Origin of the sequence: Streptomyces uncialis, from assembly GCF_036250755.1 — a bacterium.
Classification (GTDB): Bacteria; Actinomycetota; Actinomycetes; order Streptomycetales; family Streptomycetaceae; genus Streptomyces; species Streptomyces uncialis.
In genome coordinates this window covers 8935435-8960689 of record NZ_CP109583.1, presented here as the reverse complement: position 1 = coordinate 8960689, position 25255 = coordinate 8935435, and the positions used below count along the sequence as shown (strand labels likewise).

Below are 25255 nucleotides of genomic sequence, written 5' to 3'. Positions count from 1 at the left end.
TTCAGGTCCGGTCGACGACGCGGTTCTCCCAGGCCCAGACGGCGATCTCGGTGCGGTTGCGGACCCCGAGCTTGGTCTGGATGCCCGACAGATGACTCTTGACCGTGCTGAGGGTGATGAACAGCTCGGCGGCGATCTCCTGGTTGGTGCGGCCGCGCGCGATGGCCCGTACGACTTCGAGCGCGCGTCCGGACAGCTGCGGTGTCTGCGCGGCGCGCCCGCGGGGCGCGGCCCCGGTCGCGTTCAGGTGGTTCAGCAGCCGGAGGGTGACCGACGGGGAGACGAGCGCCTCACCGTTGTGGGCGGCGCGGACGGCCTCGATGAGCAGGGCCGGACCCGCGTCCTTGAGGACGAATCCCGCCGCGCCGCCGCGCAGCGCCCCGTACACGTACTCGTCGAGGTCGAACGTGGTGACGACGACGACCCGCATCGGGTCGGTCACGGAAGGGCCGGCCAGTGCGCGGGTGACCGCGATGCCGTCGAGTCCGGGCATCCTGATGTCCACCAGGCATACGTCGGGCCGCAGCCGCCGGGCCGTCGCGATCGCCTCGACGCCGTCCGCGGCTTCCCCGATGACGGTGATGTCGGGCTGGTCCTCCAGGATCAGCCGCAGGCCGTGGCGGATCATCGCCTGGTCGTCGGCGAGCAGGACCGTGATGGTCATCCGGGCTCCCTGATGGGGACGGGCAGGGCTGCCCGTACGGACCAGCCGGCGCCGGGCCGGGGGCCGGCGGACAGCGAGCCGCCGAGCGTCTCGACGCGTTCGCGCATGCCGATCAGACCGTACCCGCCGCGGTGCTGGGGCCGGGCGGGGTTCGGCGGGGCGTCGTCCGTGACCTCGACGGTGACGCGGTCCGGGGCGCGGCCGACGGTGACCTCGACGGAGCGGGCGTGCCGCGCGTGCCGCAGGATGTTCGTCAGGGACTCCTGGACGACGCGGTGCACGGTGCTGGTCACCTCCGGCGGCCAGCCCGTGTCGTGGTCGGGCATGTTCAGGCGTACGTCCGGGCCCTGGCGGCTGAAGCGCTCGACGAGCGCGCTCAGTTCCTCGGGTCCGGGTGAGGCGGGCGCCGCGTCGTCGGTGTCGCGCAGCAGTCCGACCACGCGTCGCATCGCGGCCATGGCCTCGGAGCCGGCCGCCTCGATCCCGGCCAGCGACCGCGACACGTTCTCCGGGTCGCGTCGCGCGACGATCCGGGCGGCCTGGGACTGGATCAGCATCCCGGTGATGTGGTGGGCCACGATGTCGTGCAACTCGCGTGCCAGCTCAAGCCGTTCGGACCTGCGGACCTGTTCGGCGGTGGCCCTGGCCCGGTCGTCGAGCATACGCAGCGACAGCCCGGCCCCGAGGGCGGCCAGCCAGGCCGCCGCGGCGATGGCCACCACCGCCGACGCGGGTCGGGCGGCCGACTGGGCGGCGATCAGTACCAAACCGCCGCCCGCGACGGCCCCGGCCCGCGCCACCGGCAGCGTTCTGACCGCGGAGGCGGTGAGCACGGCCAGGGCCGGCGCCAGGGAGGGGCCGAGTCCGGCGGGCAGCCGGGTGCCGGGCAGCAGCGGGACGAGGACCGCCGACGCGGTGACGGCGAGGCCCGCGACCGCGGTCCAGGTCCGGTTCCGACGGCGGTTCAGAGCGAGCGCGGAGACCAGCGTGGCGGCGAGGGCTCCGGGTATCGACGGCGCGACTCCCCAGGTCTGTGCGACGGCGAGGGCCTGGACGGCGATCGCCGCGAGGAACGTGACGCCGAGCCCCAGGGCGGGGACGGCCCTGGCCCATCGGGCCGGGACGATCACCTCGGTCAGGGCGGACGCTCCCCGCCCGGGAGCCGACCCGTTCGGCGGTGGCGGGGTACGGGCGGTGTTCACCGGTTCCTCCTGGTGCTCCGGTCGCACTACGGCCGCGATTCGTCGGCACGGGCGCCCCGCGGCGCACGATCGGTGCGCCGGTCGCGGTCGAGGCCGCGCAGCACCGGCCCCGTCACGAGGGCGGCGGCCATCCCGGTCGTCGCGAGGACCGGCACGCCGCTCAGGCCTTCGGACCAGATGATCCCGGTCAGCACAGCGCCAGCGACGGCGATCCCGGCGGCCGGTCCCCTCGGCAGGGTCCTGAGCGCGGAGCCGACGAGTACCGCCAGGGCCAGCGCCGTGACGGGCGCGGGCTCCTGCGGGAGGTCGTCCCCGGCGGTCAACGACACCACGACGGCGGTGGATGTCACGACGAGGCCCGCGCACACGGGCAGCGGCTTCCACCGTGCGCGCAGCAGCGCGAGTCCGCTCACGGCGACCGAGACGGCCGAGCCGAACATCCAGGAGACACCGCCCCAGCTGGTGATGAACATGTATGCCGTGAAGACGATCCCCAGGACGAACACGGCACCGAGCCCCGTGTCGAACGTCCTGCCGGCCGGTCGCGTCCGCCGCTCCCCTGTATCCATACCGCTCAGGCTAGAAAACCTCCGGCGCCTCGCGTACCGGCCGAAAGTACGGGACGGGCGTGGACGGAACCGTGCTCGGGGAGGGTTGCGGCAGGCCGGGCCGTCTCGTACGACCCGGCCGTCGCGCGGCCGGACGACCCGGTCGCGGGCCACCACGTCCGCGTCGTGGGTGGCCATCACCACGGTCGCCCCGTGCTGTTCGGTCGTGCTCTGCGGCGCAGGGTCTCAAGCGCCGTTCAGCGGGCGCCTGTTGAGGTGTCCGGGAGCATGGTGGTCCCTTCGGCGGCCAGGCTGCCGGGCGGCAGCGCGAGTTCCGTCTCCGCGACGGTGCGGGCCAGATCGGCGATGGGTGCGGTACGGGTGTCGGCACTGGTGTTGATGTAGGCGCTGCTTCCGTCGATCGCGACGAGGATGCGCACCGCCGCCGCCCAGGGGTTAGCGCAGCGGAAGACGCCCGCGCTCGCGCCCGTGGCGATCAGCTGCTCGATGCGGCGGCACCAGAGCAGTTCCTGGTCGATGACGTGGTCCCGGAGCACGGGGCGGTAGCGCGACAGGTGCCGTGCGTTCAGCCAGAGCTTGCTGACGTTGTCGAACTCGGTGCTCGCGATGAGGGTGAAGAAGCGGCGCAGGGTGCTCAGGGGGTCCTTGTGCCCGGGGCGGTCCGGGTCCGCCGGGGCCGCGGGGTCCTTGGGGGCCGCGGGGCTCTCCGGGTGGCCGGGGTGCGCCGGGGTCGCGGGGTCCTTGGGGCTCTCCAGGTCGGCGGGGTCCGCCGGGGCCGCGGGGAGGAGTCCGTCGAGTTCGGCCATGGTGGCGCTGGTGAAGGCGTCGGCCACCAGGGTGTCGGCGGCGGGGAAGTAGTGGCCGACGAGTCCGGGCTGGACGCCGAGCTCGTCGGCGATCCGCCGCAGGGTGACGCACTCCAGTCCTTCGGCGAGCCCGACCCGCGCGGCGGCGCGGATGATCTCGTGGCGGCGCTCGGCCGGCGCCTTGCGGGTTCGTGTGCCGGTATCCCTTGACGTCATGGGGCGAATGTTATTGAGTGAGTGACCAATCGGCAATTGGCCAGGCGACCAATAACGAGCGGTTCGCAGAGATCCGCAGCTCGGGCGGTATCCCGCCCTGGGGTCGGTGGAACACCTCACCGCCCCGTCGGACCGGCACCCGGAGCGCACCGTGCCGGTTGCGACCCCCGCGCCGACGGGCACGGCCCGTGCACGCGGACCAGCGCGCAGCACCTGTACAGGAGATCAATGTGGACGACACTCGCACCGACGCCGGCGAACTCGCCGAGTACGGCTACCAGCAGGAGCTGAGACGGACCCTGTCGACCTGGGCCGTGTTCGCCATCGGATTCGCGACGATCTCACCCGTCGTCGGGGTCTACGCCGTCGTCCAGCTGGGCTTCGTCTTCGCGGGCCCCGCCTGGATCTGGGCGGTCGTCGTCGCCTTTCTCGGGCAGCTGACGGTCGCCGTGGTCTACGCCGAGCTGTCGTCCCAGTTCCCGGTCACGGGCGGCGTGTACCAATGGGTGCGGCGGCTCGGCGGGCCACGCCTCGGCTGGATGGTGGGCTGGATCTATCTCGCCTCCGCCGTGGCGTCCCTGACCACCGTGGCCTATCTGGGGGCGACCTGGCTGCACATGCTGTTCGGTGACGGCACGCTGTCGACCACCTCCCATGTGCTCCTCGGTGTGGTCTTCATCGCGGTGGCCCTCGGGATCAACCTCCTCGGCGTCAACCCGGTGAAGCACTTCCTCAACGCCGGAATCATCGCCGAGGGTGTCGCCTCGATCGCGGTGAGTGTGTTCCTGCTGCTCTTCGTGCACAACAACGGGTTCGGGATCCTCTTCGAGACCCTCGGCGCGGAGTCGGTCTCCGGCGGATCGGCGCTGGCGGGCTTCCTGACCGCGCTGGCGGTCGCCGGCTGGGCGTTCCTGGGCTTCGACGCGACCACACAGGTGGCCGAGGAGACCGAGCAGCCGAGGCGCAGCGTCCCCCGGGCGCTCCTGCGGGCCTATCTCTTCGTCGCCCTCACGGTCCTGCTGACCGGGCTCGCCGTGACGCTCGCCCTGCGCAAGCCCGAGGACGCCGTGTCCGGCGCGCTCGCGGACCCGGTCTTCACCGCCGTGACGGAGGGCCTGGGCGGATGGAGCGAGAAGCCGTTCATCCTGGTCGTCCTGATCGCGTTCATCGCCTGCGCCATCTCGATCCAGACCTATATCGGCCGCGCCGTCTTCGCGTTCGCCCGCGACCGCCAGCTGCCGTTCTCCCCGACCCTCGCCACCGTCGGGCCGCGCCAGATCCCGTACGTCTCGCTCATCGTGACGGCCGTGCTGGCCAGCCTCGGACTGCTGCTCGGGCTGAACGGCAATGCCGCCGCGACCCTGATCGCCTTCGGCTCCGGCGGCTTCTACTTCATCTTCCTCACGGTCGCGGTCGTGGCGCTCGTCGCCCGGCTGACCGGCCGGTGGAACCCCGCCGCGGGACGGCTGAGGCTCGGGCGGGCGGGGCTGGTGGTCAATGTGATCGCCGTCGTGTGGCTGCTCTTCGAGGCCGTCAACATCGCCTGGCCCCGTGTCGAGCTCGCCCCTGCCGACGGCAGCTGGGTCCAGGTCTGGGCCGTGATCCTGGTCTTCTCCGTCCTCTTCGTCGTCGGCCTGCTCTACGTCGTGATCGCCAAGCCCCACACCAAGCTCCCCGCCACACCGGCCACCGAAGGCCCGGCCACCGAAGAGAAGAAGGCATCCCGATGACGCCGAAGCTTTCCCCCGCCCTTGTCCTCGACCCCGTCTCGGGGCTCGGGTCCCGTGACGTGTCGGTCCGGCCCGCCGGACCGGGCGAGGTCGAGATCGAGGTCCGCGCGGCGGGCGTCTGCCACTCGGACCTGCATGTCGTGACGGGCGACTGGCCCACCGACCGCCCGCTCGTCCTCGGACACGAGGCGGCCGGGGTGGTGACCTCGGTCGGGGACGGCGTCACCTCGGTGCGGGCCGGTGACCATGTCGTCCTGTCCTGGTTCGCGCCGTGCCGCCGCTGCCGCCGCTGTGTGGCCGGTGAGGCGTGGCTGTGCACCGGCACCAAGGCCGTCGCCAACATGCTCCCCGACGGCACCACCGCGTTCGCGGACGACCAGGGCGAGCCGGTCTGGCCCTACCTGGGACTCGGCGCCTTCACGGAGCGGCTGGTCGTGCCGGAGGTCGCCGCGGTGAAGGTCCCGGACGAGCTCCCCTTCAGCATCGGCGCCCTGCTCGGCTGCTCCGTGACGACCGGTATCGGCGCCGTCGTGAACACCGCTGGGGTCCGCCCCGGCGAGTCCGCGGTGGTGATCGGGACGGGCGGCGTCGGACTCTCCGTCGTGATGGGCCTGCGGCTGGTCGGCGCCGACCCCGTGATCGCCGTCGACCTCTCCCCCGAACGTCTCGCCGCGGCCCGGCGGTTCGGCGCCACCCACACCCTCGACGGCAACACGGCCGATGTCGCCGCCTGGTGCCAGGACGAGCTCGGCGGGGTCGACCACGCCTTCGAGGCGATCGGCAGCCCCAAGGTCATCAGCACCCTCCCGGCCATGCTCACCTCGGGCGGGGCCGCGGTGCTGGTGGGGATGGCGGCGACCGGCGCGACCGCCACATTCGACCCCTTCGACCTCGCGGACCAGGGCAAACGTATCCTGGGCTGCAACTATGGCTCCAGCATCGGGGAGATCGACATCCCGAAGCTGGCCCGTCTCTATCTGTCCGGAAGGCTGCCGTTGGACGACCTGATCGGGCGCACCCGGCCCCTGAGCGAGGCCGCGGACGCCCTTGACGATCTCCGTTCGAACACCGGGGTCCGAACGATTCTCGAACCCTGAGGCAGCTTTCCGGCCGGACCGCGGCACCGGCTCCGGCCGTCGCACACTTGAGGGGGACAGCGGCCGCGGCTGTCCCCCGACCAGCTCCCAGGAGGCATGATGTACGCCGTCACCGACCCGACCACCGGTGAGATCACCGCTACCTACCCGACCGCCACGGACGCCGAGGTGTCGGCGGCCGTCGACGCCGCCCACGCGGCCACCGCCTGGGGACGCACCGGGTCCGTGGCCGAGCGGGCCGCACTGCTGCGGCGCCTCGGTGAGCTGCACACCGAGCGCCGGGCCGAGCTGGCCGCGAGCATCGTCCAGGAGATGGGCAAGCCGCTCGCCGAGGCCGAGGGCGAGGTCGACTTCTGCGCCGACATCTACGGCTACTACGCCGACCACGCCGAGGAGTACCTGGCCGACGAGCCGATCGGCGTCGTCTCGGGCCCCGGGACCGCTGTCATCCGGCGCAGCCCGGTGGGAGCGCTCCTCGGGATCATGCCGTGGAACTTCCCGGCCTACCAGGTCGCCCGCTTCGCCGCCCCCAACCTCGCCATCGGCAACACCATCGTGCTCAAGCACGCGCCGCAGTGCCCGGCCACCGCGGCGCTGCTGGAGAAGCTGTTCGCCGAGGCGGGTTTCCCGGCCGGCGCCTACGTCAACGTGTACGCCACCAACGAGCAGATCGCCGACGTCATCGCCGACCCCCGGATCCAGGGCGTCTCGCTGACCGGGTCCGAGCGGGCCGGTTCGGCCGTCGCGGAGATCGCCGGACGGCACCTCAAGAAGGTGGTCCTCGAACTCGGCGGTTCCGACCCCTTCATCGTCCTGTCCACCGACGACCTCGACGCGGTGGTCGAATCCGCCGTCGCCGCCCGCCTCGACAACACGGGCCAGGCGTGCAACGCCGCCAAGCGGTTCGTCGTCCTCGACCACCTCCACGACGCGTTCGTCGAGCGGTTCACCGCCAAGCTGCTCGCCGGCGAGACCGGCGCGCCGCTGTCGTCGGCCGCCGCGGCCGAGAACCTGGGCCGTCAGGTCGACGCGGCCGTGGCCCAGGGGGCGACCCTGCACAGCACCGGCGAGCGACGCGGGGCCTACTTCCCGGCCGGTGTCCTGACCGGCCTCACCACCGAGCACGCGGCGGCCCGGGAGGAGCTGTTCGGCCCGGTGGCGATGGTCTTCACCGCCTCCGACGAGGAGGACGCCGTACGGATCGCCAACGACACGCCCTACGGTCTCGGCTCGTACCTCTTCACCAACGACCCGTCGCAGGCCGAGCGGGTCGCCGACCGGATCGAGGCCGGCATGGTCTTCGTCAACGGTGTCGGGGCGGAGGGCGCCGAACTGCCCTTCGGCGGCGTCAAGCGCTCCGGGTTCGGCCGCGAGCTCGGCCGGCCGGGCATCGAGGAGTTCGTGAACAAGAAGCTCATCCGGACGATCGTCTAGCGGAGCCGACGGCGCTCCACAGGGACTCGGCGGGGACTCGGCGGGAGCCGGGTCCCCGCCGGTACGGGGTGCGGGTGCGGCCGGTGCGCCTGTGACCGCCGGTGCGGCTGGTGCGGGCGCGTGAGGCGGCCCCGACCGCGTCACCCGCCCCGCGGAAACTCGGCTGCCGAGGGTGGCCGGTCCGGCTAGCCTGGCTTCGTGGATGATCGCGAGGTGTTCGTCGGCGGCGTGAACCGGGTCGTCCGGGAAGGCGGTCTGGTCCGGCGCCCCGCCGGAGCCTGGAGCGTCACCGTCCAGCGGCTGCTCGGGCATCTGCGCGAAGCGGGGTTCACCGGCGCGCCGCGCCCGTACGGGCTCAGCGGCGACGGTGCCGAGGAACTCGTCGAGTACCTGCCCGGCGAGGTGGGGCACGACTTCGCCGCACCCGAAGTGCGGAGCGACGCTTCGCTGGTGGCCGCCGGGCGCCTGCTGCGTGATCTCCATGACGCCACCGTCGGATTCGCCCGGACACGGGACGATGTCTGGCAACTGCCCCCGCGTGAACCGGCGGAGGTGATCTGCCACGGCGACGCGGCGACGTACAACACCGTCTTCCGGGACCGGCTCCCCTTCGCGTTCATCGACTTCGACACGGCCCATCCGGGCCCCCGGCTGTGGGACGCCGCCTACACCGCCTACCGCTTCGTCCCGCTGTACGCCCCGGACGAGGTGGAGCACACCGTCCCGATTCCGGAGGCACGGCGCCGACTCGCCCTGTTCGCCGACTCCTACGGTCTGTCCCCGGAGGAGCGGGCCCGGTTGCCGGTCACGGCGGCCGAGCGGTTGAGGACGCTCGTGGTGTGGATGCGGGGGCTCGCCGCGGCGGGTCACCCGGCGTTCAGCGCGCATGTGGCGGAGGGACACGACCGCCGGTATTTGACGGACGCCCGGTGGATCGAGGACAACTTCGCCGCGCGTGCCTCCGAAGCCCGGGACAGGCAGTCGTAGGCGCTGCTCCACGGACGCAGGTCGGTCCTCGCTTCGCCGGTCCCCGGGTCACAGGTATGCCTCGGGTACGGGGCGCTACAGGCGCGCCCGTGCATGTTTTCCGCGCCCTTCAAGGGATACCGGGAAGAATTGGCAAGGCGTGAACCGTGTCATGGAGCCATCGGAGCCGTGTCGGCTCCCAGTACGACGGGGCCTCTCGGCGGGGGATCCGAGACGTGCGTGGCACGGGGAGGGTGCGTCCAGCACCGGTCGGGCGGGCGAAGAGCGCCCAGGCAGTCAGATGCCGGTGGTGAGGGTGGCCAGGGTCATCGCGGTCAGATCGGCTTCCAGGCTGTCGGCTCCGGGCATGGCGGTGGCGCGGAAGGCACGCGTGGCCACCATCGACAGCAGCCACCAAGCGGCGGCGTCGGCGTTGATCCCGGCGCGGATGCCGCCTGCCGCCTGGCCTTGGCGCAGCAGGTCGGCCAGTTCCGCGGCGAAGGCGCGCAAGTACTCACCGGCCGCCTCGCCGACGCCGGGGTCGGATGTCAGGGTCGAGGCGTCGGCGAACAGGAAGCCGATGGCCCCGGGGCGGTGGAAGCGTTCGACGTGGGCCGGTTCCAGGAACCGCCCGAGCACCTGAGGCACGCTCTCGCCGCCGAGGGCCGCTTCGCGCAGGGTGCGGCAGACGGACATCACGGCGCGTTCCAGCACGGCCGCGTACAGGGCCGGCTTGGTCCCGAAGTTGTTGAAGATCACGGGTTCGCTCACCCCGGCGCGGGCCGCGATCAAGGATGTCCTACCCCGTAGGTAGCCCGTCTCGCTGAAGACCTCCGTCGCGGCGCGCAGGATCGATTCGCGCCGTTCGGGAGCGGTCAGACGCCTTCCGCGCGGCTTTGCCGATCGAGCGGGCGGCTGGGAGGAGTTCACGCCGTTCAGGATATAGCAGCCCGCCCACAACTTAGTCGTGACTAAGATACGACTGTTCTTAGTCGCCACTAAGTAAGGAGTGGGGATGGATCTGCGACATCTCCTGCACGGTCATCACGACCCTGCGGCACCGAACGCGATCGGACGGGCCCGCGCATACGAGGCCCTCTCCGCAGTGGTGTTCGCCGGCCGACGACAGCGGCTGTACGGACGGCTGGTGGAACTGAGCGGGGCCCGGCCCGGTGAGCGGGCGCTCGACATCGGATGCGGCACCGGCTATCTCGCCGGTCTGCTGGCCCGATCGGTGACCCCGGGCGGGACGGTGACCGGTATCGATCCGGCACCGGCGATGATCGACTACGCCCGGCGTCACGCCCGGCGGGACCACTGCACCTTTGCCCAGGGGGTGGCCGAGGAACTTCCCTGCGAGGACGGCACATTCGACCTGGTGATCTCCAGCCTGGCGTTCCACCACATCCCCGAGGACCGCCGCGAGCGGGCACTCGCGGAGATGTTCCGCGTGCTGCGGCCCGGCGGGAGACTGTTGCTCGCCGACTACCGGCCGCCCCGGGGCCGGGCGGCCCGGCGACTGGTCGGCGTGACGGTCGGCCCCGTCATGCGGGACAACCGCGTCGACCTCCTGACGCCCCTGGTCCGCGGCGCGGGATTCGACGTGTCCGCGTCGGGGGACCTGCGCCCCTTCCTGCACTGGGTGCGGGCGGCCAGGCCGACGGGGGCGGCGGGCCTGTGAGCCGCGGCCCGTCCCGGGGGGCCGTACGTCATGCGGCCCTCGCGCTGATCCTCATCGGCGTCGCCTGGCACTTCTGGCGGGGAAGTCCGGCGGGGCTCGTCCTGGCCGCCACCGTGCTCGCGGCGCATGGCGTCGCCGCGGCACTCGGGTACTGGTGGCTGCGCCGCCGCCTCCGGTGAACCCCCGTCCGGTCCCTCCCGCCCGCGTGGGCCGCACGGGCACTCCCGGCAGCCTCCCTTCCGGGGAAGGCGCCGGGCGCGGAGCGCGGGCGCCGCCCGGTGGGTCCGGTCAGTCCGAGCGGCCCCGGCGTCCCGGCCTGGTACCGGTGCGGGGCTGTGCGGTGAACAGACCTCGTGCTCTGAGGCCTTCCAACTCGTCCGCGTTGTCCTGTCGGTAGAGCGGGCCTCCCTCGAGGTCGGCCTCGGTCGCGCTGACCCGGCTGTGGGCCGGCTCGTCGTCGGCAGGAGGGTGGGGCGGGGGCTCCTGGGGGCCGTTCCCGAGGGGGCGGCGGCGGGATGTCATGGAGCGGATCGTACGGCCCCGGGCGGCGGGGCGTCCCGGTTCCCGGTCCGCCGTGGCCGCGCGGGCTCCGGCTCCGGCGGCGTGTCCGGGGTGTCGGCGGTGTCGGCGGTGTCGGCGGTGTCGGCGGTGTCGGCGGCTGTGCAAAGGATGTCGGCGGCCGTGTCCAGGGCGTCGGCGGCCATGGCCGTTGAACGGGTCTTGGCCAGGGCGCGGTTCAGATGGCGTCGGGCGGTCTCCTCGTCACCGCGGAGGCGCGCGGCGAGCCCCAGTCCGGTCTCGGCGCGGATCTCGCCCCGGCGGTGGGCCCGTTCGGCCGAGACGGACAGCGCGCGCTCGTAGAGTTCCGTCGCCCGCCGGGACCGGCCGGTGGCGAGGGCGGTCCGGCCGAGGCAGGTGAGTGCCTCGACGACCTCCGTCCACAGCCCGAGTTCCTCGGCGGCCAGCAGACCTTCCTGGTGCAGCCGTTCGGTCCGCGTGTGGTCGCCGTCGCGTTCGGCCACGAGGGCCAGTGCCCGGGTGGCCCGGAGCTGCCCCCAGCGGTCACCGACCTCATGGAACAGGGCGGCGCCCAGTTCCGCGTGGGATGCGCCCTGGGCCGGGTCATGACCGGCGAGCTCGACCAGGGCCGCGGCCTCCGCCCAGTGGTCCCGGGCGGACCGCGCGCCGGCCAGGCTCGCCTCCACCAGTCGCCGTCCCTCGCGGTGGTGGCCGTGGCCGGTCAGACCGGTGCCGACGAACCACCGCAACCGGGCCCGGAGCACCGGATCGCCGAGACCGGCCGCCGGGTCCCCACCGACCGGTTCCGGTGCCGCGTCGGTGGGTGAGGTGCGCAGTTCCATTCCGGTCAGCCAGGCCCGCGCCGCCAGTCGTGCGTCCGGGACGGTCCCGCCCCGGACGGCCAGCGCGGCCCGCAGCGATCTGCGGGCCTCGATCAGGCGACCGCGCAGGAACCAGTACCACGTCAGGGCGTTCACCAGCCGCAGCGCGTGTCCGGCGTCGTCGCCCGCGACCGCGAGGTCGAGGGCGCGGCGCAGATTGACGGTCTCCGCGTCGAGGCGCTCCAAGCCGCGCCGCTGGTCGGGGCCGCGCAGCAGGGCGCTCTGCTGTTCGGCCAGTTCGGTGTGGCACCGCACGAACCGCGTGCGCAGGGTCGCCGTCTCGTCCGCGTCCGCGAGCCGTTCCGCGCAGTAGGCGGCAACCGATTCGAGCAGCCGGAACCGGCCCGCCTCCCGGACCACCAGCGAACGGTCGACCAGCCGGGACAGCAGTTCGGGCACCCGGTCGGTGGGCAGGTCCCGGTCGGCGCACACGGCCTCGGCGGTCGGCAGTGTGCAGCCGTCGGCGTGCACGGAGAGCCGACGCAGCACGGTCCGCTCGTCCTCGGTCAGCAGTTGCCAGCTCCAGTCGAGCATGGCCCGAAGCGTCCGCTGCCTCGCCGGCAGCCCGCGGGCGTGGACCTCGGGCCGGGTGAACCTGCTGTCCAGACGGGTGGCGAGCTCGTCCGGGCTGAGCGTGCGCAGCCGGGGGGCCACGAGTTCCAGGGCGAGCGGAATGCCGTCCAGCCGACGGCAGATCGCGGAGACCGCCGCCGCGTTGTCCGCGTCGAGGACGAAGCCGGGCACCGCTGCCGCCGCCCGCTCCACGAACAGCTCGACGGCGCCCGCCCGGGCGACCGCTCCCGGACCGGTGTGCTCCGGCAGCGCCAGCGGTGGCACCGTGTGCACCCTCTCGCCGGGGATACCGAGGGCTTCCTGGCTGGTGACCAGCAGATGCCCCTCCGGCACCGCCGTCAGCACGGCTCCGGCGAGCGCGGCGACCGGTTCGATCAGATGCTCGCAGTTGTCCAGCAGGATCAGCAGGCGCTTCTCGGCGACCGCCCGGCACAGCCAGCCCACCAGGTCGTCGAGGTCCGGTTCCGACGCCGCGGTGTCGCACAGTCCCAGCGTCGTGATGACGCGTTCGGCGATGTCGTCCGGGGTCGACGTGGCGTCCAGAGCGGCCAGTTCGACCAGCCACACCCCGTCGGGGAACCGGTCGGTCATGTCGCGTGCCGCGGCTGTCGCCAGTCGGGTCTTGCCGACCCCGCCGAGACCGGTGAGGGTGACCAGCCGGGTACGGGAGTCCGGGCTCAGCCACGCTCGCACCTGGCCGACCGCCTTCCGTCGGCCGATCAACGAGGTCAGCGGCGCGGGGAGGTTGGTACGGCAGGACAGTGATTCGACGGTCGGCGGGGCCAGATGCGGCTCCTGGCGCAGGACCGCCTCGTGCAGCGCGGTGACCGCGGGCCCGGGCGACACCCCGAGCTCCTCGGCCAGCCGACGGCGCAGCTCCTGGAAGCTCCACAGCGCGTCGCCCTGCCGCCCGGCCCGGTACAGCGCGCGCATCTGGGCCATGCGCAGTCGTTCGCGCAGCGGATGCCGCGCCACCAGTTCGCCCAGCTCGGGGGCCAGCGCCAGGTGTTCGCCCAGGGTCAGCCGTACCTCGGCCTGGTCCTCCAGGACGGTAAGGCGCAGCTCTTCCAGTCTGTCGATCTCACCGCGGGCGGACAGGGGCTCGGCGACATCGGCGTACGCGGGGCCCCGCCACAACGCGAGCGCGTCGGCGAACAGGTCTCCGCGCACCGCCGGTTCCTCGTGGGCGCGGGCGCGTTCGGCCAGTTCCTGGAAGCGCAGCGCGTCGACCACGTCGTCCGCCAGCAGCAGCCGGTAGCCCGCGGGTTCGCGGACGACCTGCTCACGGCCCAGCACACGGCGCAGTTGGGAGACCTTGGTCTGAAGGGTGTTGACCGATCCGCCGGGCGGGCTGCCCGCCCACAGGTCCTCGATGAGACGGTCCGCGGGTACCGGGCCGCCGCCGTGGATCAGCAGATTCGCCAGCAGGGCGCGCACTTTCGCCTCGGGGACCTTGACCGGCAGTCCCTCGGCGTCCCAGACGGCCAGCGGGCCGAGTACCCCGTAGCGCATGGACGCAGTGTATCGCCGCCGGACCGTCAGGATTTCGTGCGCGCCCGTCGCCACAGTGACCTCGCATGTTCTCGAACTCGACACGCATGGGAGTGCAATGAGCTCATCGACCGTGAACAGGGCCGGTCCCCGGGAATGGGGAGGGTTGGCCGTCCTCTCGCTGCCGACCGTGCTGCTCGGCCTGGACGTCACCGTGCTGTACCTCGCCCTTCCCTCCCTGGCGGAGGATCTGCGTCCGAGCGGCACCGAGGCGCTGTGGATCATGGACGCCTACGGCTTCCTGATCGCCGGTTTCCTGATCACCATGGGCACGCTGGGTGACCGGGTGGGCCGCCGGAAGCTGCTGATGATCGGGGTCGCCGCCTTCGGGGCCGTCTCGGCGGTGGCAGCCTTCTCCGACAGCACCGAACTGCTCATCGCCTCGCGCGCGGCACTGGGTATCGCCGGTGCCACGCTGATGCCGTCCACCTTGGCCCTGATCAGCAATATGTTCGCCGATCCGCGCCAGCGGTCGGTGGCGATCGGTGTCTGGGCGACGAGCTTCGCGCTCGGCATGGCACTGGGGCCGGTGGTGGGTGGTGCGGTGCTGGCCCATTTCTGGTGGGGTTCGGCGTTCCTGGTCGCGGTCCCGGTCGCGATCGTGACTCTGGTGGCCGCACCGCTGCTGATCCCCGAGTACCGCGCGCCGCGCGGCGGCCGGTTCGACCTGCTGAGCGTCGTCCTGTCGCTGATCGCGATCCTGCCGGTGGTCTACGCGGTGAAGCGGGTCGCCAAGGACGGGCTCGGGACCGCCACGATCGGCGCCGCGGTGATCGGCCTGGTGTTCGCGGTGCTGTTCGTACGGCGGCAGGGCAAGCTGGCGAGCCCGTTGCTGGATGTGCGGCTGTTCACCGACCGTACGTTCAGCGCCGCGTTGAGCGTCCTGCTCGTCGGACTCGTCGGTGTCGGCGGTTCGATGCTCCTGATCACCCAGCAGCTCCAACTCGTGGAGGGACTGCCGCCCGTCGAGGCGGGTCTGTGGATGGGGCCGCCCGCGCTGATGATGTTCGTGGCGGCGATCGGGGCGCCGCTGGTCGCGCGCCGGGTGCCGCCGGGGATCGTGGTGGCCGTCACCCTGGCGCTCTCCACGTTCGGGTATGTGCTGCTCACCCAGGTGGACGCCGCGGGTGGTGTCGCCCTGATGGTGATCGGCTTCGGGCTGGTCTACCTCGGTCTCGGGGCGATCGCGGCCCTGGGCACGGACCTGGTAGTCGGAGCGGCACCGCCGGAGAAGGCCGGTTCGGCGTCGGCGATGTCGGAGACCGTGCAGGAACTGGGCCTCGCCCTGGGCGTGGCGATCCTCGGCAGTCTGGCCACCGCCGTCTACCGCGACCGCGCCGACGACGACATCCCCGCCGGTACGCCGCCCGAGGTGGCCGAAGCGGCGGGCGACAGTCTCGCCGGGGCGTCCTCGGTCGCCGACCGGATGCCCGACGGCTGGCTCGACCAGGCCAGGGAAGCGGCCACGTCCGGGCTGCACATGGCGATGCTGGTCGCCGCGGTCGGCGGCCTGGTGCTCTCGCTGCTGTCCGCCGTGGCGCTGCGGCATATCGGGGTCATCGGCGGCGACGAGCCGCAGGCCGACGAAGCCGTCCTGGACGGGGCTGACGCTATGGAGGGGGCTGCCCGGTCGGAGGTCTGAACGCGTGCTCCGACCGCCGCGGGACACCGCGACCTTCGACCTGGGCCGATCTTCCAGCGGAACCGATCATGTCCGGGACCGATCACGTGCGGCGCCGATCGACGTCCGGCGGATGCCGCTGCATGACGCGAGCCGCAGCTTCCCGCCCCTGCCATGTCCTGGGACAGCCTTGGCGGACCACCGTGCCGCGGCCCGGCCTCACGCGGCCCGGCCCCAGCGGCGACGAAGCCGTTGGGGCGGGCGTCCGCGACGGCGTTCTCCTCGTCGGCGGGGAACGGCCGCTCACCCGGTGAGGCGACCGGGCCGCCGGGCCTCGCGTGGCTCACGGCGGCCCGGGGTCACCGGGCCCGGGATCCGGTCAGAGTCCGAACTCGTGCGGGGACACACCGAGCGCCACGCACGCCTCGCGCAGGATCTGCTCCTCGGCCGGGGCGATGTAGCCGTCGGCCCCGGCGACGACGAAGCCGGTCTGGATGACCGCCTTGGCCTCCACCGGCTTCTTCGCCGCCTTGGCGATCTCCTGCATGGCCTCGGTCCGGCCCTGCTGGAAGTTGAACATCAGCTGGTCGACGTGCTTGTTGAACCGCTGCCGCAGTTGCTCCGGCGGGAAGTTCTGCAAGACGTCGTTCTGGAGGATCAGCGACTCGACATGCTGCCGCTCGGCCGGGTCGACCGACCCGTCGGCCGCCGCGACCAAGGCGCACATGGCCATGCTGGCGTCCCGGTAGGAGCCGCTCTTGAGCTCGGTCTTGAGGGAGGTGAGCTGGGTCTTGAGCAGGCCCACGAGCTGAGCCTTCGAGCCTCCGCCCGACCCCGACGCCGGCCGTCCGTGGCCGCCGGAGCTACGTGCCCCCTGTGACTGCTGAAGACCCTTGGCCTGGTCCTTGATCCGGTCCCACATCGCCATCCGTGCCACCTCGGCTACCCGTTTGCTCGTCCGCGTGTGTTCCGCGCGTCGTTGTGACAACGCGTTCCCGCCCGGCGAAGTTCCATGTCCGGCGGGTCGGTACGACCACTTCGGTCATGTTCTCCGGTCAGTGCGGGACCGACGACAGCCACCCGTAGGCCGGGCGAGAAGGTGGGCGGCGGCCACCCTGCGAGGCGAGAGTGGCCCGACCCCGGCACGTCGGCCGTTACGCGTCCGGTCGCCAGTCGAACGGGAAGTGCTTGCTGGACCCGCCCCGGTACTCACGGGAGAAGTCGAAGCCCTCGGCGTGGTCCGCGCTCACCACGCCCCATGTCGCGACCTGGCCGGGCCCGACCTCCGACCCCGGGGCGTTGATCAGCTGTACCCGGCGCGTGGGGTCCGCGGTGGGGCCGGTCAGCGCCTTGGCTCCCACGTCCACCTTGTCGGAGACGGTGGCGCCCCAGTGCGCGAGGTCCGCCGCGGCGTCGAACCGGATCGGGGCGTACTCCACGCCGCGTACCTCACTGATCAGGGATCCGAACTTGCCCGGCCATCCCCCGGCGTTGCCGCGGAAGATCTGCTCCAGGGCGTCCCGCTGCGCGGCTGTCCCCTTCGCGTCTATGTAGAACATCGCCGCCATCGTGGCGTCGGGGTCGTCCACCCACATGTTCCCGGCGAACTCACCGAGGGCCACGACACCCAGGCCGTCCAGGCGCAGATCCCCGAAGTGCCCTTCGTGGATCTGCCAGACGAGTGTGAACAGGCAGGCGCCGTCCGTCGGAGCCTGCGCGAAGGTGCACGGACAGGGCATCGAGCAGCTGCATACATCGAACCACTCGCCCTTGAGGTGCCAGTTCGTCCCGGTCATCACCGTTCCCCTTCCTGATACCCCGGAGGGGTATCTACTGGCGAAAGGTTAGACCGCGGCCCGTCGACCCGTCAAATACCCTCGGGGGGTATCTAGTTGGGCATCGCGCCCGTCGGGCCCCGGCGCTGCCGGCTCCCTGGGTGCGCGAGCCGCTCCCGCATTCTCCGGCGGGCCGGGGTACCGCCTTCGGCCCCCGGGCTCGCGGACACCCCGGTCGCGACGTTCCCGGCAGACCCACAAGCATCACATATCTGACATTTCGTGATCTTATGACCTGTGGGCTGCTCCGGCTCACACGGAAACGGGACCAGGCCCGATCCCCACGCCGTGCCGGAACCCCCGACTCCGACAGCCGCCTCCGGGCCACGAGGAGACTCCACGTGAACAGACGACGTGTCACCACCCTGCTCGGCGCCAACGCCCTCTTCGCCGCCGCCCTTCTCGGCTTCGGCACCGCCGCCGAAGCCGCTCAGTACACCGCGGGCAGCAGCACGCACCCGGGAGGTGCCCCTGGCACCGGCGGCGGCAACGAGAACGGCGCCGGGCAGCGCACCGTCGGCACCGCGGGTTCCGCAGGCGTCGCGGGAGGTGCGGGCACCCTGGTGCACCCGAGCGGATACGCCGGAACGGGCGGCGGGAACGGCGGGAACGGGACTCTTGGGGATGCCGGGGGTGCCGGTGGCGTCGGCGGGGCGGGCGGCGCGGGGCTGAGTGCCGGTGCCGGTGGCGCCGCCGGGCGCGGCGGTAACGGCGGTGTCGGCTCCGGCGCCGGAATCGGTGGGGCGGGGGGCGCGGGCGGCGCCGGGGGTGCCGGTGGCGCGACCGGCAACGGCGCCGCCGGGGCCGACGGAGGGGCTGGTGGCAACGGAGGAACCGGTGCCACGGGTGGAGCCGGCGGCGGAGGAGGCGCCCGTGGCAATGCCTCCCAGACCAGCGGAGTCGGCGGTCAGGGCGGTAAGGGTGGCACCGGCGCCGCCGGGGCCGGTGGAGCTGGAGGCGTGGGCGGTGCCGGTGGCGCGGGGGCCCGTGGCGGCGCCGGAGGCGCCGGCGGCTCGGGCTGCTACGGCCTCAACCCCGGTCAGCCCGGCCAGCCCGGCTCCGTCTCCGGCACCGGTGGCGCGGGGGGCGCGGGCGGCGCCGCCTGCTGACCGGTTCGAGTTCCGGTGGGAGACCTCGCGTTGACGCGGGGAGCGCGCCCACCGCGCACACCGGTGAACCCGCGGGGACATCCGCCGACGGGCCGCACGGGGATTCCCGTGCGGCCCGTCGGCGTTGCCCGCGTGACGGAACGTGCCACCGGAGCCCTGGGTCGTACCGGCAGGCCCCATGACCAGGGACCCCCCGCCGCACGAGGCACCGCCCCCGCCGCACGAGGCGGAAGCACGCCGTACAAGGCGGAAGCACCTCGCAAGGGGGCGAGCCGAAGCAGATACGCCCGGCTACGCGTTCCGGCACTCTCGTGCCGCCTTCACACTGCCGCCCGCCTTCTTGATCTCGGCAAGGGTCGTCCGTGTCCCGGGACGGCTCAGGATCTCGTCCACGGTCCCCGCCTTCGCCTCGAACAGTCCCAGCGGGGATCTTTCCCAGGGCGTCCCGGAACTGTCGTAGAACATGAAGCCGTTCGTGGTCCCGCTGGTCGCGGCCCGGAGATGAGGGATCTTGTGGGGGCCGAACACCAGCTCCGTGCAGGGCGGGAGCGACGAGGTGATGATCTTCCGCTCGCCACCGGGCGTGCGGAAGGGCAGTGCCCAGAGGAAGACCGCGTCGAACGACCTGTTCACCACATGCACCACGTGGTCGCCGTCCCGGTGGCTCTCGCTCCATGTGGTCACGAGCGAGGCCTGCGCACGAACTTCGTTCTCGCGCCCGTCGTGAAGGGCCCGCCAGGCCGCGCAGGAGGCGACTCCGCTGACCGCCAGCCCGAGAGCCGCCGCGATCGCGGAGATGAAGGTGCCCCAAGAGGTCAGCCACTGATGACCGCCACGGGGCTCACCCCCGGCCGGTGCCGCTCCGGGAGGAGAACTCACCGGGCGCCGCTCCTCAGGAGCCGACCTTGGCGGTCAGGCCGTAGACCAGCTCCTTGCCGTCGACGAGCAGCGCCTCGACGGTACGGGTCCGCGGGTCGATGTCGGCCTCGATCCCGTTCCCGGCATAGCGGGGGTAGCCCGAGGCGCCCGTCTCGCCGGTCGCCTCGACGACCGCCGATCGCACGGCCGAGTCCTCCACGGTGGCGCCGCCCTTGCCTTCGACGTGCTCGGGGACCAACAGGACGGTGAAGCGCTGCGGATCGGTAGTAGTCATGTTCAGGTATCCAAGCGCCTGCGCCGCCGTCGGTGGGACAGGCGCGCGGCGGACCTCGCGGACCGGGACGGGCCGGGGCGGGAACGGGAGACCACCGGAGCAGGCGTCAGGGGGCGGACGGGCGGGTGAGCAGGCCGCGTTCCAGGGCGGTCACCACCGCGTGCGTACGGTCGTTGACATCGAGCTTGGCGAAGACCCGCAGGAGATGGGTCTTGACGGTGGCCTCCGCGATGACCAGCCGTCTGCCGATCTCCGCGTTGGAAAGCCCGTCCGCGACACCGCCCAGTACCTCGGCCTCCCGTGACGTCAGCGCGATCCGGGCCGGCTGCCGCATCCTGGCGACCAGCCGTTCGGCCACCCGGGGGGCCAGCACGGTCTCGCCCCGGGCCGCGGCGCGGATCGCGTCGGTCAGCTGCTCCTGGGTCGTGTCCTTGAGCAGATAGCCGATGGCCCCGGCCTCGACGGCGCGCTCGATCTCGGCGTCGGTGTCGTACGTGGTGAGGATCAGTACCCGGGTCGGCGCGGGCCCCGCCACGATGCGGGCGGTGGCGTCGACCCCGTCCATCACGGGCATCCTGAGGTCCAGCAGCGCCACATCGGGGGCGAGCTGTTCGGCGAGCTCGACGGCCTGGCGGCCGTTGTCCGCCTCCCCGATGATCTCGATACCGGGATCGGCGGCGAGCAGCGCGGCGACGCCCGCGCGCATCACCGTGTGGTCGTCGGCGAGGATGATGCGCAGAACCCGCTCCGCCGGACTGTCCGTCGGCATGTCACATCTGCCCTTTCGAGGGGAGTACGGCGAGGACGAGTGTCCCGTCGCCGACCGAACTGGTGACGGTGAGCTCGCCGCCGAGTTCGGCCAGCCGCTTGCGCATACCGTCGAGGCCGAACCCCCGGGACTCCTCCACGACGAACCCGCCGCCGTCATCGGTGACTTCGAGCTCGATGCCGTACGGGTGCTGGGCGAGGACCACCGCCACCGTGGAGGCGCCCGCGTGCTTGCGGACATTGGCGAGCGACTCCTGGAGACAGCGCAGCAGGGCGATCCGGGTCGGCTGGTCGCAGCTGACCTCGCCGAGTTCCGCGTTCAGGGTGATACCGGTGTCCTCGGCGAACCGGTCGAGCGTCCGGCGCAGGGTGAGGGACACCGGGCCGGGGGTGAGGCCGCTGTGCGGGCCCGCGCCCACGAGGGCCCTGGCCTCGGCGAAGTTCTCGCGTGCCGTGTTCTCTATCGACCGCAGTTGCTGGGCGGTCCGTCCGGGATCGGCGGCCAGGGCGGTCCGGGCGGCCTCGGCCAGGACGATGATGGAGGCGAAGCCCTGGGCCAGGGTGTCGTGGATCTCCCGGGCGAGACGCTCGCGTTCCTCGGTGGCGCCCTGCCGTCGCAGCGACTCGGCCTCGATGTCGGCCAGCCGCCGCCGCGCGCCGGCGAGTTCGTCGGCCAGCCGGCGGGCGCGGGCCTCGCTCTCCGCCGTCATCCGCCGGACGGCGAGACCGAGCAGCACGCTTCCCGCGTAGGCGAGCGGTACCGCGACGACGTTGCCCGTGGTCAGCTCGGTCCACCAGCCGTCCGGTCCGGCCCGCAGCAGGTCCCCCGCGACGACGACGATCGCGGCCAGGGCGCTGAAGCCGATCGCGGCGGCGGGACCCGCGGCGTAGATCCAGAAGTGCGGCTGGGAGAACACGTACAGCGCGGCCCCGCCGCCCATCAGGTACGACACCCCGCCCATGCCCAGGGCGAGGACGTACAGGTGGCCGTGCGGACCGAGGTAGGGCTGGTCGGGGAAGAGGGCGGCGAGCGCGTAGCTGAGGCTGAACGCGCCCAGCAGGACGAGTACGCCCGTCCTCGTCGCCGTGGGGTCGTCAGCGGTCGCGATGGCCGGCGGCAGCAGTCCGAGGAGGACCCACAGGACCGCGTTCCAGCGGTGGAGCACGGGTGTTCCCGACACGGCGCCGGTCCGCGGTCCTTCGTCCATGCCGCTCAGCCTACGGTTTCCGGGCGGGGGCTCCGCAGGTCAGGGGCGGCAGCCTGGTGCGGGACGGGGCGTACGGGCCACCAGACCCTGTCGCCGAGCAGCAGCATCAGGGCGGGCAGGATCACGACGCGGATGACGAAGGCGTCGAGGAGCACCGCGACGGTCAGGCTGAAGCCGATCTGCTTCATCTCGATCAGATGCAGGGCGGCGAAGCTCGCGAACACCGTCACCATGACGAAGGCGGCGCTCGTGACCACCCCGGCGGAGCTGCCGATGCCGTCGAGAACGGCCTGGCGGGTGGGCACACCGCGCTGGGCGGTCTCCCTGATCCGGCTGATCACGAACACCTGGTAGTCCATCGACAGGCCGAAGAGGATCACGAAGAGGAACAGCGGGACCCGGGAGCCGATGGAGCCGGTGGAGGTGAAGTCGAGCAGCCCCTCGGCCCAGGTGTTCTGGAAGGTGAGGACGAGCACCCCGAGCGCGGCGGCGGCGGAGAGCAGGTTGAGCACCACGCCGATCAGACCGAGGACCACGGACCGGAACGCCCACACCGTCATGGCGAAGGTGACCAGCAGCAGGGTGGCGATGATGAGCGGAAGCTTGTTCTTCTGGTGGGTGGGGTAGTCGGTGTACCGCGCCACGTCCCCCGTCACCGCGCCCTCGGCACCGCTCAACCGCTCCAGTGTCCGCGGCAGATGGACCGTGCGGACCCGGTCCAGCGAGCGGTGGGCCCCGGGGTCGCTCACATGGTGCGCGAGGGGCAGTTCCAGCAGGGTGGTCCTGCGGTCCGGGGAGGTCACGGGTGTGCCGGGGCCGGTGGGGTCGGGGTCGGACTGTGCGCGGGCGGCGAGTTCACGCAGTCCGGCCGCCACCTCGTCGGCCCGCGCGGGCTCGGCGCGTACGACGATCCGGTGCGTGGCCTTGAGCTCCGGGTAGGCGGCGGTGAGCCGGTCGTACGTCTGCATCGCGGGGACGGTGCGGGAGTGGGTCTCACGGCCCATGTCGGTGAGGTTGAGTCCCAGCAGCGGTGCGGAGAGGGCAAGGAGCGCGACGACGCCGACGGCGAGGGTCGCGGCGGGTCGGCGGTCCACCGCGCGCAGCAGGACCCCGGTGGGGCCACCGGTGGACCTCCGGGTGTCCGGCGCCTCGCGTGCCGTGCGGGGGTTCAGCGCCTTCCAGCGGTTCCGGGCGTGCGGGCGGGACACGGACGGCCGCTCCGCGCGGCGTCGTTCGCGGCGCTCGGCCCGGCGCTCGGCGCGTTCGCCGAGTTTGACCAGCAGCGCGGGAAGCACGGTCAGTGAGCTGACGACGGCGACCAGCGTGACCACGATGGTGCCGGTGGCGATGGAGGAGAAGATGACGTCGTCGACCAGGTACAGGGTGGCGCTGGAGGCGGCGACGGCCAGCCCCGAGACCACGACGGCCCGTCCCGAGGTGGCCGCGGCCACCTCGACCGCCGCGTGCGGACTCAGGCGGCCACCGGCCCGCGCCCGCTCCTCGCGTTCCCGCTTGAGGTAGAAGAGGGTGTAGTCGACGCCCACGGCCAGGCCGATCAGCAGGATCACATTGGTACCGACCCCGGCGTCCGGGAAGACGTGCGACGCCAGCATCGACAGCCCGACCGCCGAGACGATGGACGTGAGCGCCAGCACCAGCGGGACGAAGGCCATCGCGAACGAGCGGAACACGAACAGCAGGGTCAGCAGGGTGACGGGCAGCGCGATCATCTCGGTGCGGGCGAGGTCGTCGGCGCGCAGCTTGTCGAGGCCCTTGCTGATCGAGGGGCTGCCGACCTCCTCCACCCGGACCCGGGGATGGGCCTCGCCGACCTCGGCCGTGCGGGCCAGCAGCGGGTCGACGTGCTTCCGGCCGTCGAGCTCGGGCCCCCGCATCGTCACATCGATCCGCAGCGCCGTGCCGTCCGGGGAGCGGACGGGTGCGCTCACGGAGCGGACCTCGGGCAGCCGCTTCATACGCTCGGCGATGTCCCGGGCGGCCGCGTCGGCGGCGGCTTCGTCCAGCGGTCCGGAACCGGGGGGCGCGGTGATCAGTACCCGTTCCAGCGGCCGTTGCTGGAGGCCCCCTTCGGCCGCCATGGCCTCGGCGCGACCGGCCTCGCCGACGCGGTAGTCCTCGGACGTGGCCGGGTTCCCGCCGACGGCGAGCCCCGCCCCGAGGCACAGGGCGACGAAGAGGAACCATCCGACGATCGCGCGCCAGGGGTGTCGGGCGCTCCAACGCGCCGTTCTCACAGAGAAGTTCTTCATGCCGATCATGCTGGTGGAGGTGCCCTGCCCGGCATGAGCCCCGATCGGTTGGACCTGGCGTCCACCGGTCGATGGACCCGTCACCCACCCACGACGACGGCGCTGGCAGCGGTACCCGGCCGAGGTGGCCCGGCGGGCGTCCTGCTCGGCGCTGCGTGTACGCGGGGAGGCCCGGGTCCCGTCAGGGTCGGTGGCGGACACTCCGGCGTGTGGCGGTCCGCGCGGGAGGGTGGCAGTCGTGCCGGAAGGCCGGGGCCCGCGTCGTCCCAGGTCGGTGCGTACCTCCCAGGTCGGCGTGGGCTCCGGCAAGTGGGTGGTGCCGTCCGGAGTGCTCGCGCGCCCGGTCGGCGGCGGGCGGCGCGGTCGCTTCGGCGGCTCGGCTTCACCCGCCCGCGCGCGGGCGTTCACCCGCCCGCCCCGTCCGGCGGGCGCACCGTACGCGGCCGGACCGACGCTGTGAGCGACCACCTGGTCCTCCTCCAGCGGAAGCGAGCTCTCCCCATGGCCGTGTCACCCCCTTCCCCGTCCCGTCCGGTACGCCGCCGCATAGTGCGAGCGGGTGCCGTGTCCCTGTCCCTGGCGGCGGCGGTGTGCGCCACCGCGCCCGCCATGGCCGGAGGTGACCCGTCCGGCGGGCGGAACCCCGAACCGACGGGCCGGGGGACGAAGCCGACCGTGGTGCTGGTCCACGGCGCGTTCGCGGACGCGTCCGGCTGGAACGCGGTCGTCGAGCGGCTCCAGCACCGCGGGTATCCGGTCGTCGCCCCGCCGAACCCGCTGCGCGGTGTCCTCAGCGACTCGGCGTATGTCGCGTCGGTCCTCAAGAGCATCAAGGGCCCGATCGTGCTCGCCGGGCATTCCTACGGCGGCGCGGTCATCAGTCAGGCGGCGGCCGGGAACGCGAATGTGAAGGCCCTCGTGTACGTGTCGGCGTTCATGCCGGACGTGGGCGAGAACCCCGCCACGCTGTCCACGAAGTTCACGGGCAGTGACCTCGGTACCGCGCTGCGGCCGGTCCCGTACACGGACGGCACGAACAGCGGCACCGATCTGTACATCCAGAACGAGAAGTTCCACTCCGTGTTCGCCGCCGATCTGCCCGAGGCGCAGACACGGGTGATGGCGGTCGAGCAGCGCCCGGTCGCGCAGGCCGGGTTCGCGCAGAACGCGACCAAGGCGGCGTGGCGGACGATCCCGTCCTGGTTCATCGTGGCGAAGAACGACAAGGCCATCGCCCCGGACCTGGAGCGCTTCGAGGCGAAGCGCGCGAAGTCGCACACGGTCGAGGTCGACTCCTCGCATGTCGCGATGATGTCGCACCCCGATCTGGTGGCCGACAAGATCCGCGACGCGGCCCACGCCACGGTCGGCAAGTAGGCCTACGCCGCAGCCGGCGGGCGGT

22 protein-coding genes are annotated in these 25255 nt (G+C 72.6%); 9 read left to right on the top strand and 13 right to left on the bottom strand.

Features of this window, described 5'->3' with window-relative positions; genetic code table 11:
• Position 1: 1 nt before the first annotated feature.
• The 4 genes from OG711_RS37395 to OG711_RS37380 all read right to left on the bottom strand — a co-directional run bounded on the left by OG711_RS37395 (position 2) and on the right by OG711_RS37380 (position 3457).
• On the bottom strand, positions 2-664 hold the full coding sequence (locus OG711_RS37395) for a response regulator (RefSeq protein ID WP_073788139.1): 663 nt from the start codon (positions 662-664) through the stop codon (positions 2-4).
• Entirely contained in the window at positions 661-1866 is a 1206-nt protein-coding gene (locus OG711_RS37390; protein ID WP_329563326.1) for a sensor histidine kinase, read from the bottom strand. Before OG711_RS37390 ends, OG711_RS37395 begins: the two co-directional genes overlap by 4 nt.
• A gap of 26 nt (positions 1867-1892) precedes the next feature.
• On the bottom strand, positions 1893-2435 hold the full coding sequence (locus tag OG711_RS37385; RefSeq protein ID WP_329563324.1) for a metal transporter: 543 nt from the start codon (positions 2433-2435) through the stop codon (positions 1893-1895).
• A gap of 236 nt (positions 2436-2671) precedes the next feature.
• Complete coding sequence (locus OG711_RS37380) at positions 2672-3457, bottom strand: TetR/AcrR family transcriptional regulator (protein WP_329563322.1); 786 nt, start codon at positions 3455-3457, stop codon at positions 2672-2674.
• 230 nt (positions 3458-3687) lie between these two features.
• On the opposite strand from OG711_RS37380, the gene OG711_RS37375 reads away from it, so the two are divergent.
• The 4 genes from OG711_RS37375 (at position 3688) to OG711_RS37360 (ending at position 8705) form a co-directional block, all read left to right on the top strand.
• A complete protein-coding gene (locus OG711_RS37375; protein WP_329563320.1) occupies positions 3688-5187 on the top strand; it encodes an APC family permease in 1500 nt (499 codons plus the stop codon).
• Positions 5184-6284: an alcohol dehydrogenase catalytic domain-containing protein gene (locus OG711_RS37370; protein WP_073788142.1), complete on the top strand. Its 1101-nt coding sequence runs from the start codon at positions 5184-5186 to the stop codon at positions 6282-6284. Before OG711_RS37375 ends, OG711_RS37370 begins: the two co-directional genes overlap by 4 nt.
• 99 nt (positions 6285-6383) lie before the next feature.
• The gene (locus OG711_RS37365) at positions 6384-7718 is read left to right on the top strand and encodes an NAD-dependent succinate-semialdehyde dehydrogenase (protein WP_266517843.1); all 1335 of its coding nucleotides are present in this window, start codon (positions 6384-6386) and stop codon (positions 7716-7718) included.
• Positions 7719-7916: 198 nt separating this feature from the next.
• Positions 7917-8705: a phosphotransferase gene (locus tag OG711_RS37360; protein ID WP_073788143.1), complete on the top strand. Its 789-nt coding sequence runs from the start codon at positions 7917-7919 to the stop codon at positions 8703-8705.
• 276 nt (positions 8706-8981) lie between these two features.
• Here the strand turns inward: OG711_RS37360 and OG711_RS37355 are convergent, their stop codons facing one another.
• A complete protein-coding gene (locus OG711_RS37355; RefSeq protein WP_178391021.1) occupies positions 8982-9614 on the bottom strand; it encodes a TetR/AcrR family transcriptional regulator in 633 nt (210 codons plus the stop codon).
• Positions 9615-9699: 85 nt separating this feature from the next.
• On the opposite strand from OG711_RS37355, the gene OG711_RS37350 reads away from it, so the two are divergent.
• Together OG711_RS37350 and OG711_RS37345 are read left to right on the top strand one after the other, a co-directional pair.
• The gene (locus OG711_RS37350; protein WP_073788145.1) at positions 9700-10365 is read left to right on the top strand and encodes a class I SAM-dependent methyltransferase; all 666 of its coding nucleotides are present in this window, start codon (positions 9700-9702) and stop codon (positions 10363-10365) included.
• Positions 10362-10544 (top strand): hypothetical protein, encoded by a 183-nt coding sequence (locus tag OG711_RS37345; protein WP_073788146.1) that lies wholly within the window; start codon positions 10362-10364, stop codon positions 10542-10544. The genes OG711_RS37350 and OG711_RS37345 overlap by 4 nt, the downstream gene beginning before the upstream one ends.
• Before the next feature lie 339 nt (positions 10545-10883).
• On the opposite strand, the gene OG711_RS37340 is transcribed toward OG711_RS37345, so the two are convergent.
• Positions 10884-13850 carry a BTAD domain-containing putative transcriptional regulator gene (locus OG711_RS37340; protein ID WP_329563312.1) on the bottom strand — a complete coding sequence of 989 codons (2967 nt, stop codon included), beginning with the start codon at positions 13848-13850 and terminating at the stop codon, positions 10884-10886.
• A 97-nt stretch (positions 13851-13947) separates the two neighbouring features.
• On the opposite strand from OG711_RS37340, the gene OG711_RS37335 reads away from it, so the two are divergent.
• Positions 13948-15531, top strand: a complete 1584-nt coding sequence (locus OG711_RS37335) for an MFS transporter (protein ID WP_329563310.1) — start codon at positions 13948-13950, stop codon at positions 15529-15531.
• 358 nt (positions 15532-15889) lie between these two features.
• Here OG711_RS37335 and OG711_RS37330 read toward each other — a convergent pair whose 3' ends face one another.
• Both OG711_RS37330 and OG711_RS37325 read right to left on the bottom strand, forming a co-directional pair.
• Entirely contained in the window at positions 15890-16438 is a 549-nt protein-coding gene (locus OG711_RS37330) for a tellurite resistance TerB family protein (protein ID WP_266511011.1), read from the bottom strand.
• Between the two features lie 226 nt (positions 16439-16664).
• On the bottom strand, positions 16665-17306 hold the full coding sequence (locus OG711_RS37325) for a DUF1326 domain-containing protein (protein WP_266511013.1): 642 nt from the start codon (positions 17304-17306) through the stop codon (positions 16665-16667).
• A gap of 380 nt (positions 17307-17686) precedes the next feature.
• Here OG711_RS37325 and OG711_RS37320 point away from each other — a divergent pair, with 380 nt between their 5' ends.
• The gene (locus tag OG711_RS37320) at positions 17687-18454 is read left to right on the top strand and encodes a hypothetical protein (RefSeq protein ID WP_266511016.1); all 768 of its coding nucleotides are present in this window, start codon (positions 17687-17689) and stop codon (positions 18452-18454) included.
• A 291-nt stretch (positions 18455-18745) separates the two neighbouring features.
• Here the strand turns inward: OG711_RS37320 and OG711_RS37315 are convergent, their stop codons facing one another.
• The 5 genes from OG711_RS37315 to OG711_RS37295 all read right to left on the bottom strand — a co-directional run bounded on the left by OG711_RS37315 (position 18746) and on the right by OG711_RS37295 (position 23853).
• Positions 18746-19333: a hypothetical protein gene (locus tag OG711_RS37315; protein WP_266511019.1), complete on the bottom strand. Its 588-nt coding sequence runs from the start codon at positions 19331-19333 to the stop codon at positions 18746-18748.
• Between the two features lie 13 nt (positions 19334-19346).
• The gene (locus OG711_RS37310; protein WP_073788150.1) at positions 19347-19607 is read right to left on the bottom strand and encodes a hypothetical protein; all 261 of its coding nucleotides are present in this window, start codon (positions 19605-19607) and stop codon (positions 19347-19349) included.
• 106 nt (positions 19608-19713) lie between these two features.
• Complete coding sequence (locus OG711_RS37305) at positions 19714-20376, bottom strand: response regulator (protein ID WP_073788151.1); 663 nt, start codon at positions 20374-20376, stop codon at positions 19714-19716.
• A gap of 1 nt (position 20377) precedes the next feature.
• Entirely contained in the window at positions 20378-21583 is a 1206-nt protein-coding gene (locus tag OG711_RS37300; protein ID WP_073788152.1) for a sensor histidine kinase, read from the bottom strand.
• A 5-nt stretch (positions 21584-21588) separates the two neighbouring features.
• Complete coding sequence (locus OG711_RS37295) at positions 21589-23853, bottom strand: MMPL family transporter (RefSeq protein WP_329563304.1); 2265 nt, start codon at positions 23851-23853, stop codon at positions 21589-21591.
• A gap of 501 nt (positions 23854-24354) precedes the next feature.
• Here OG711_RS37295 and OG711_RS37290 point away from each other — a divergent pair.
• Positions 24355-25230, top strand: a complete 876-nt coding sequence (locus tag OG711_RS37290) for an alpha/beta hydrolase (protein WP_399503325.1) — start codon at positions 24355-24357, stop codon at positions 25228-25230.
• Positions 25231-25255 lie beyond the last annotated feature (25 nt).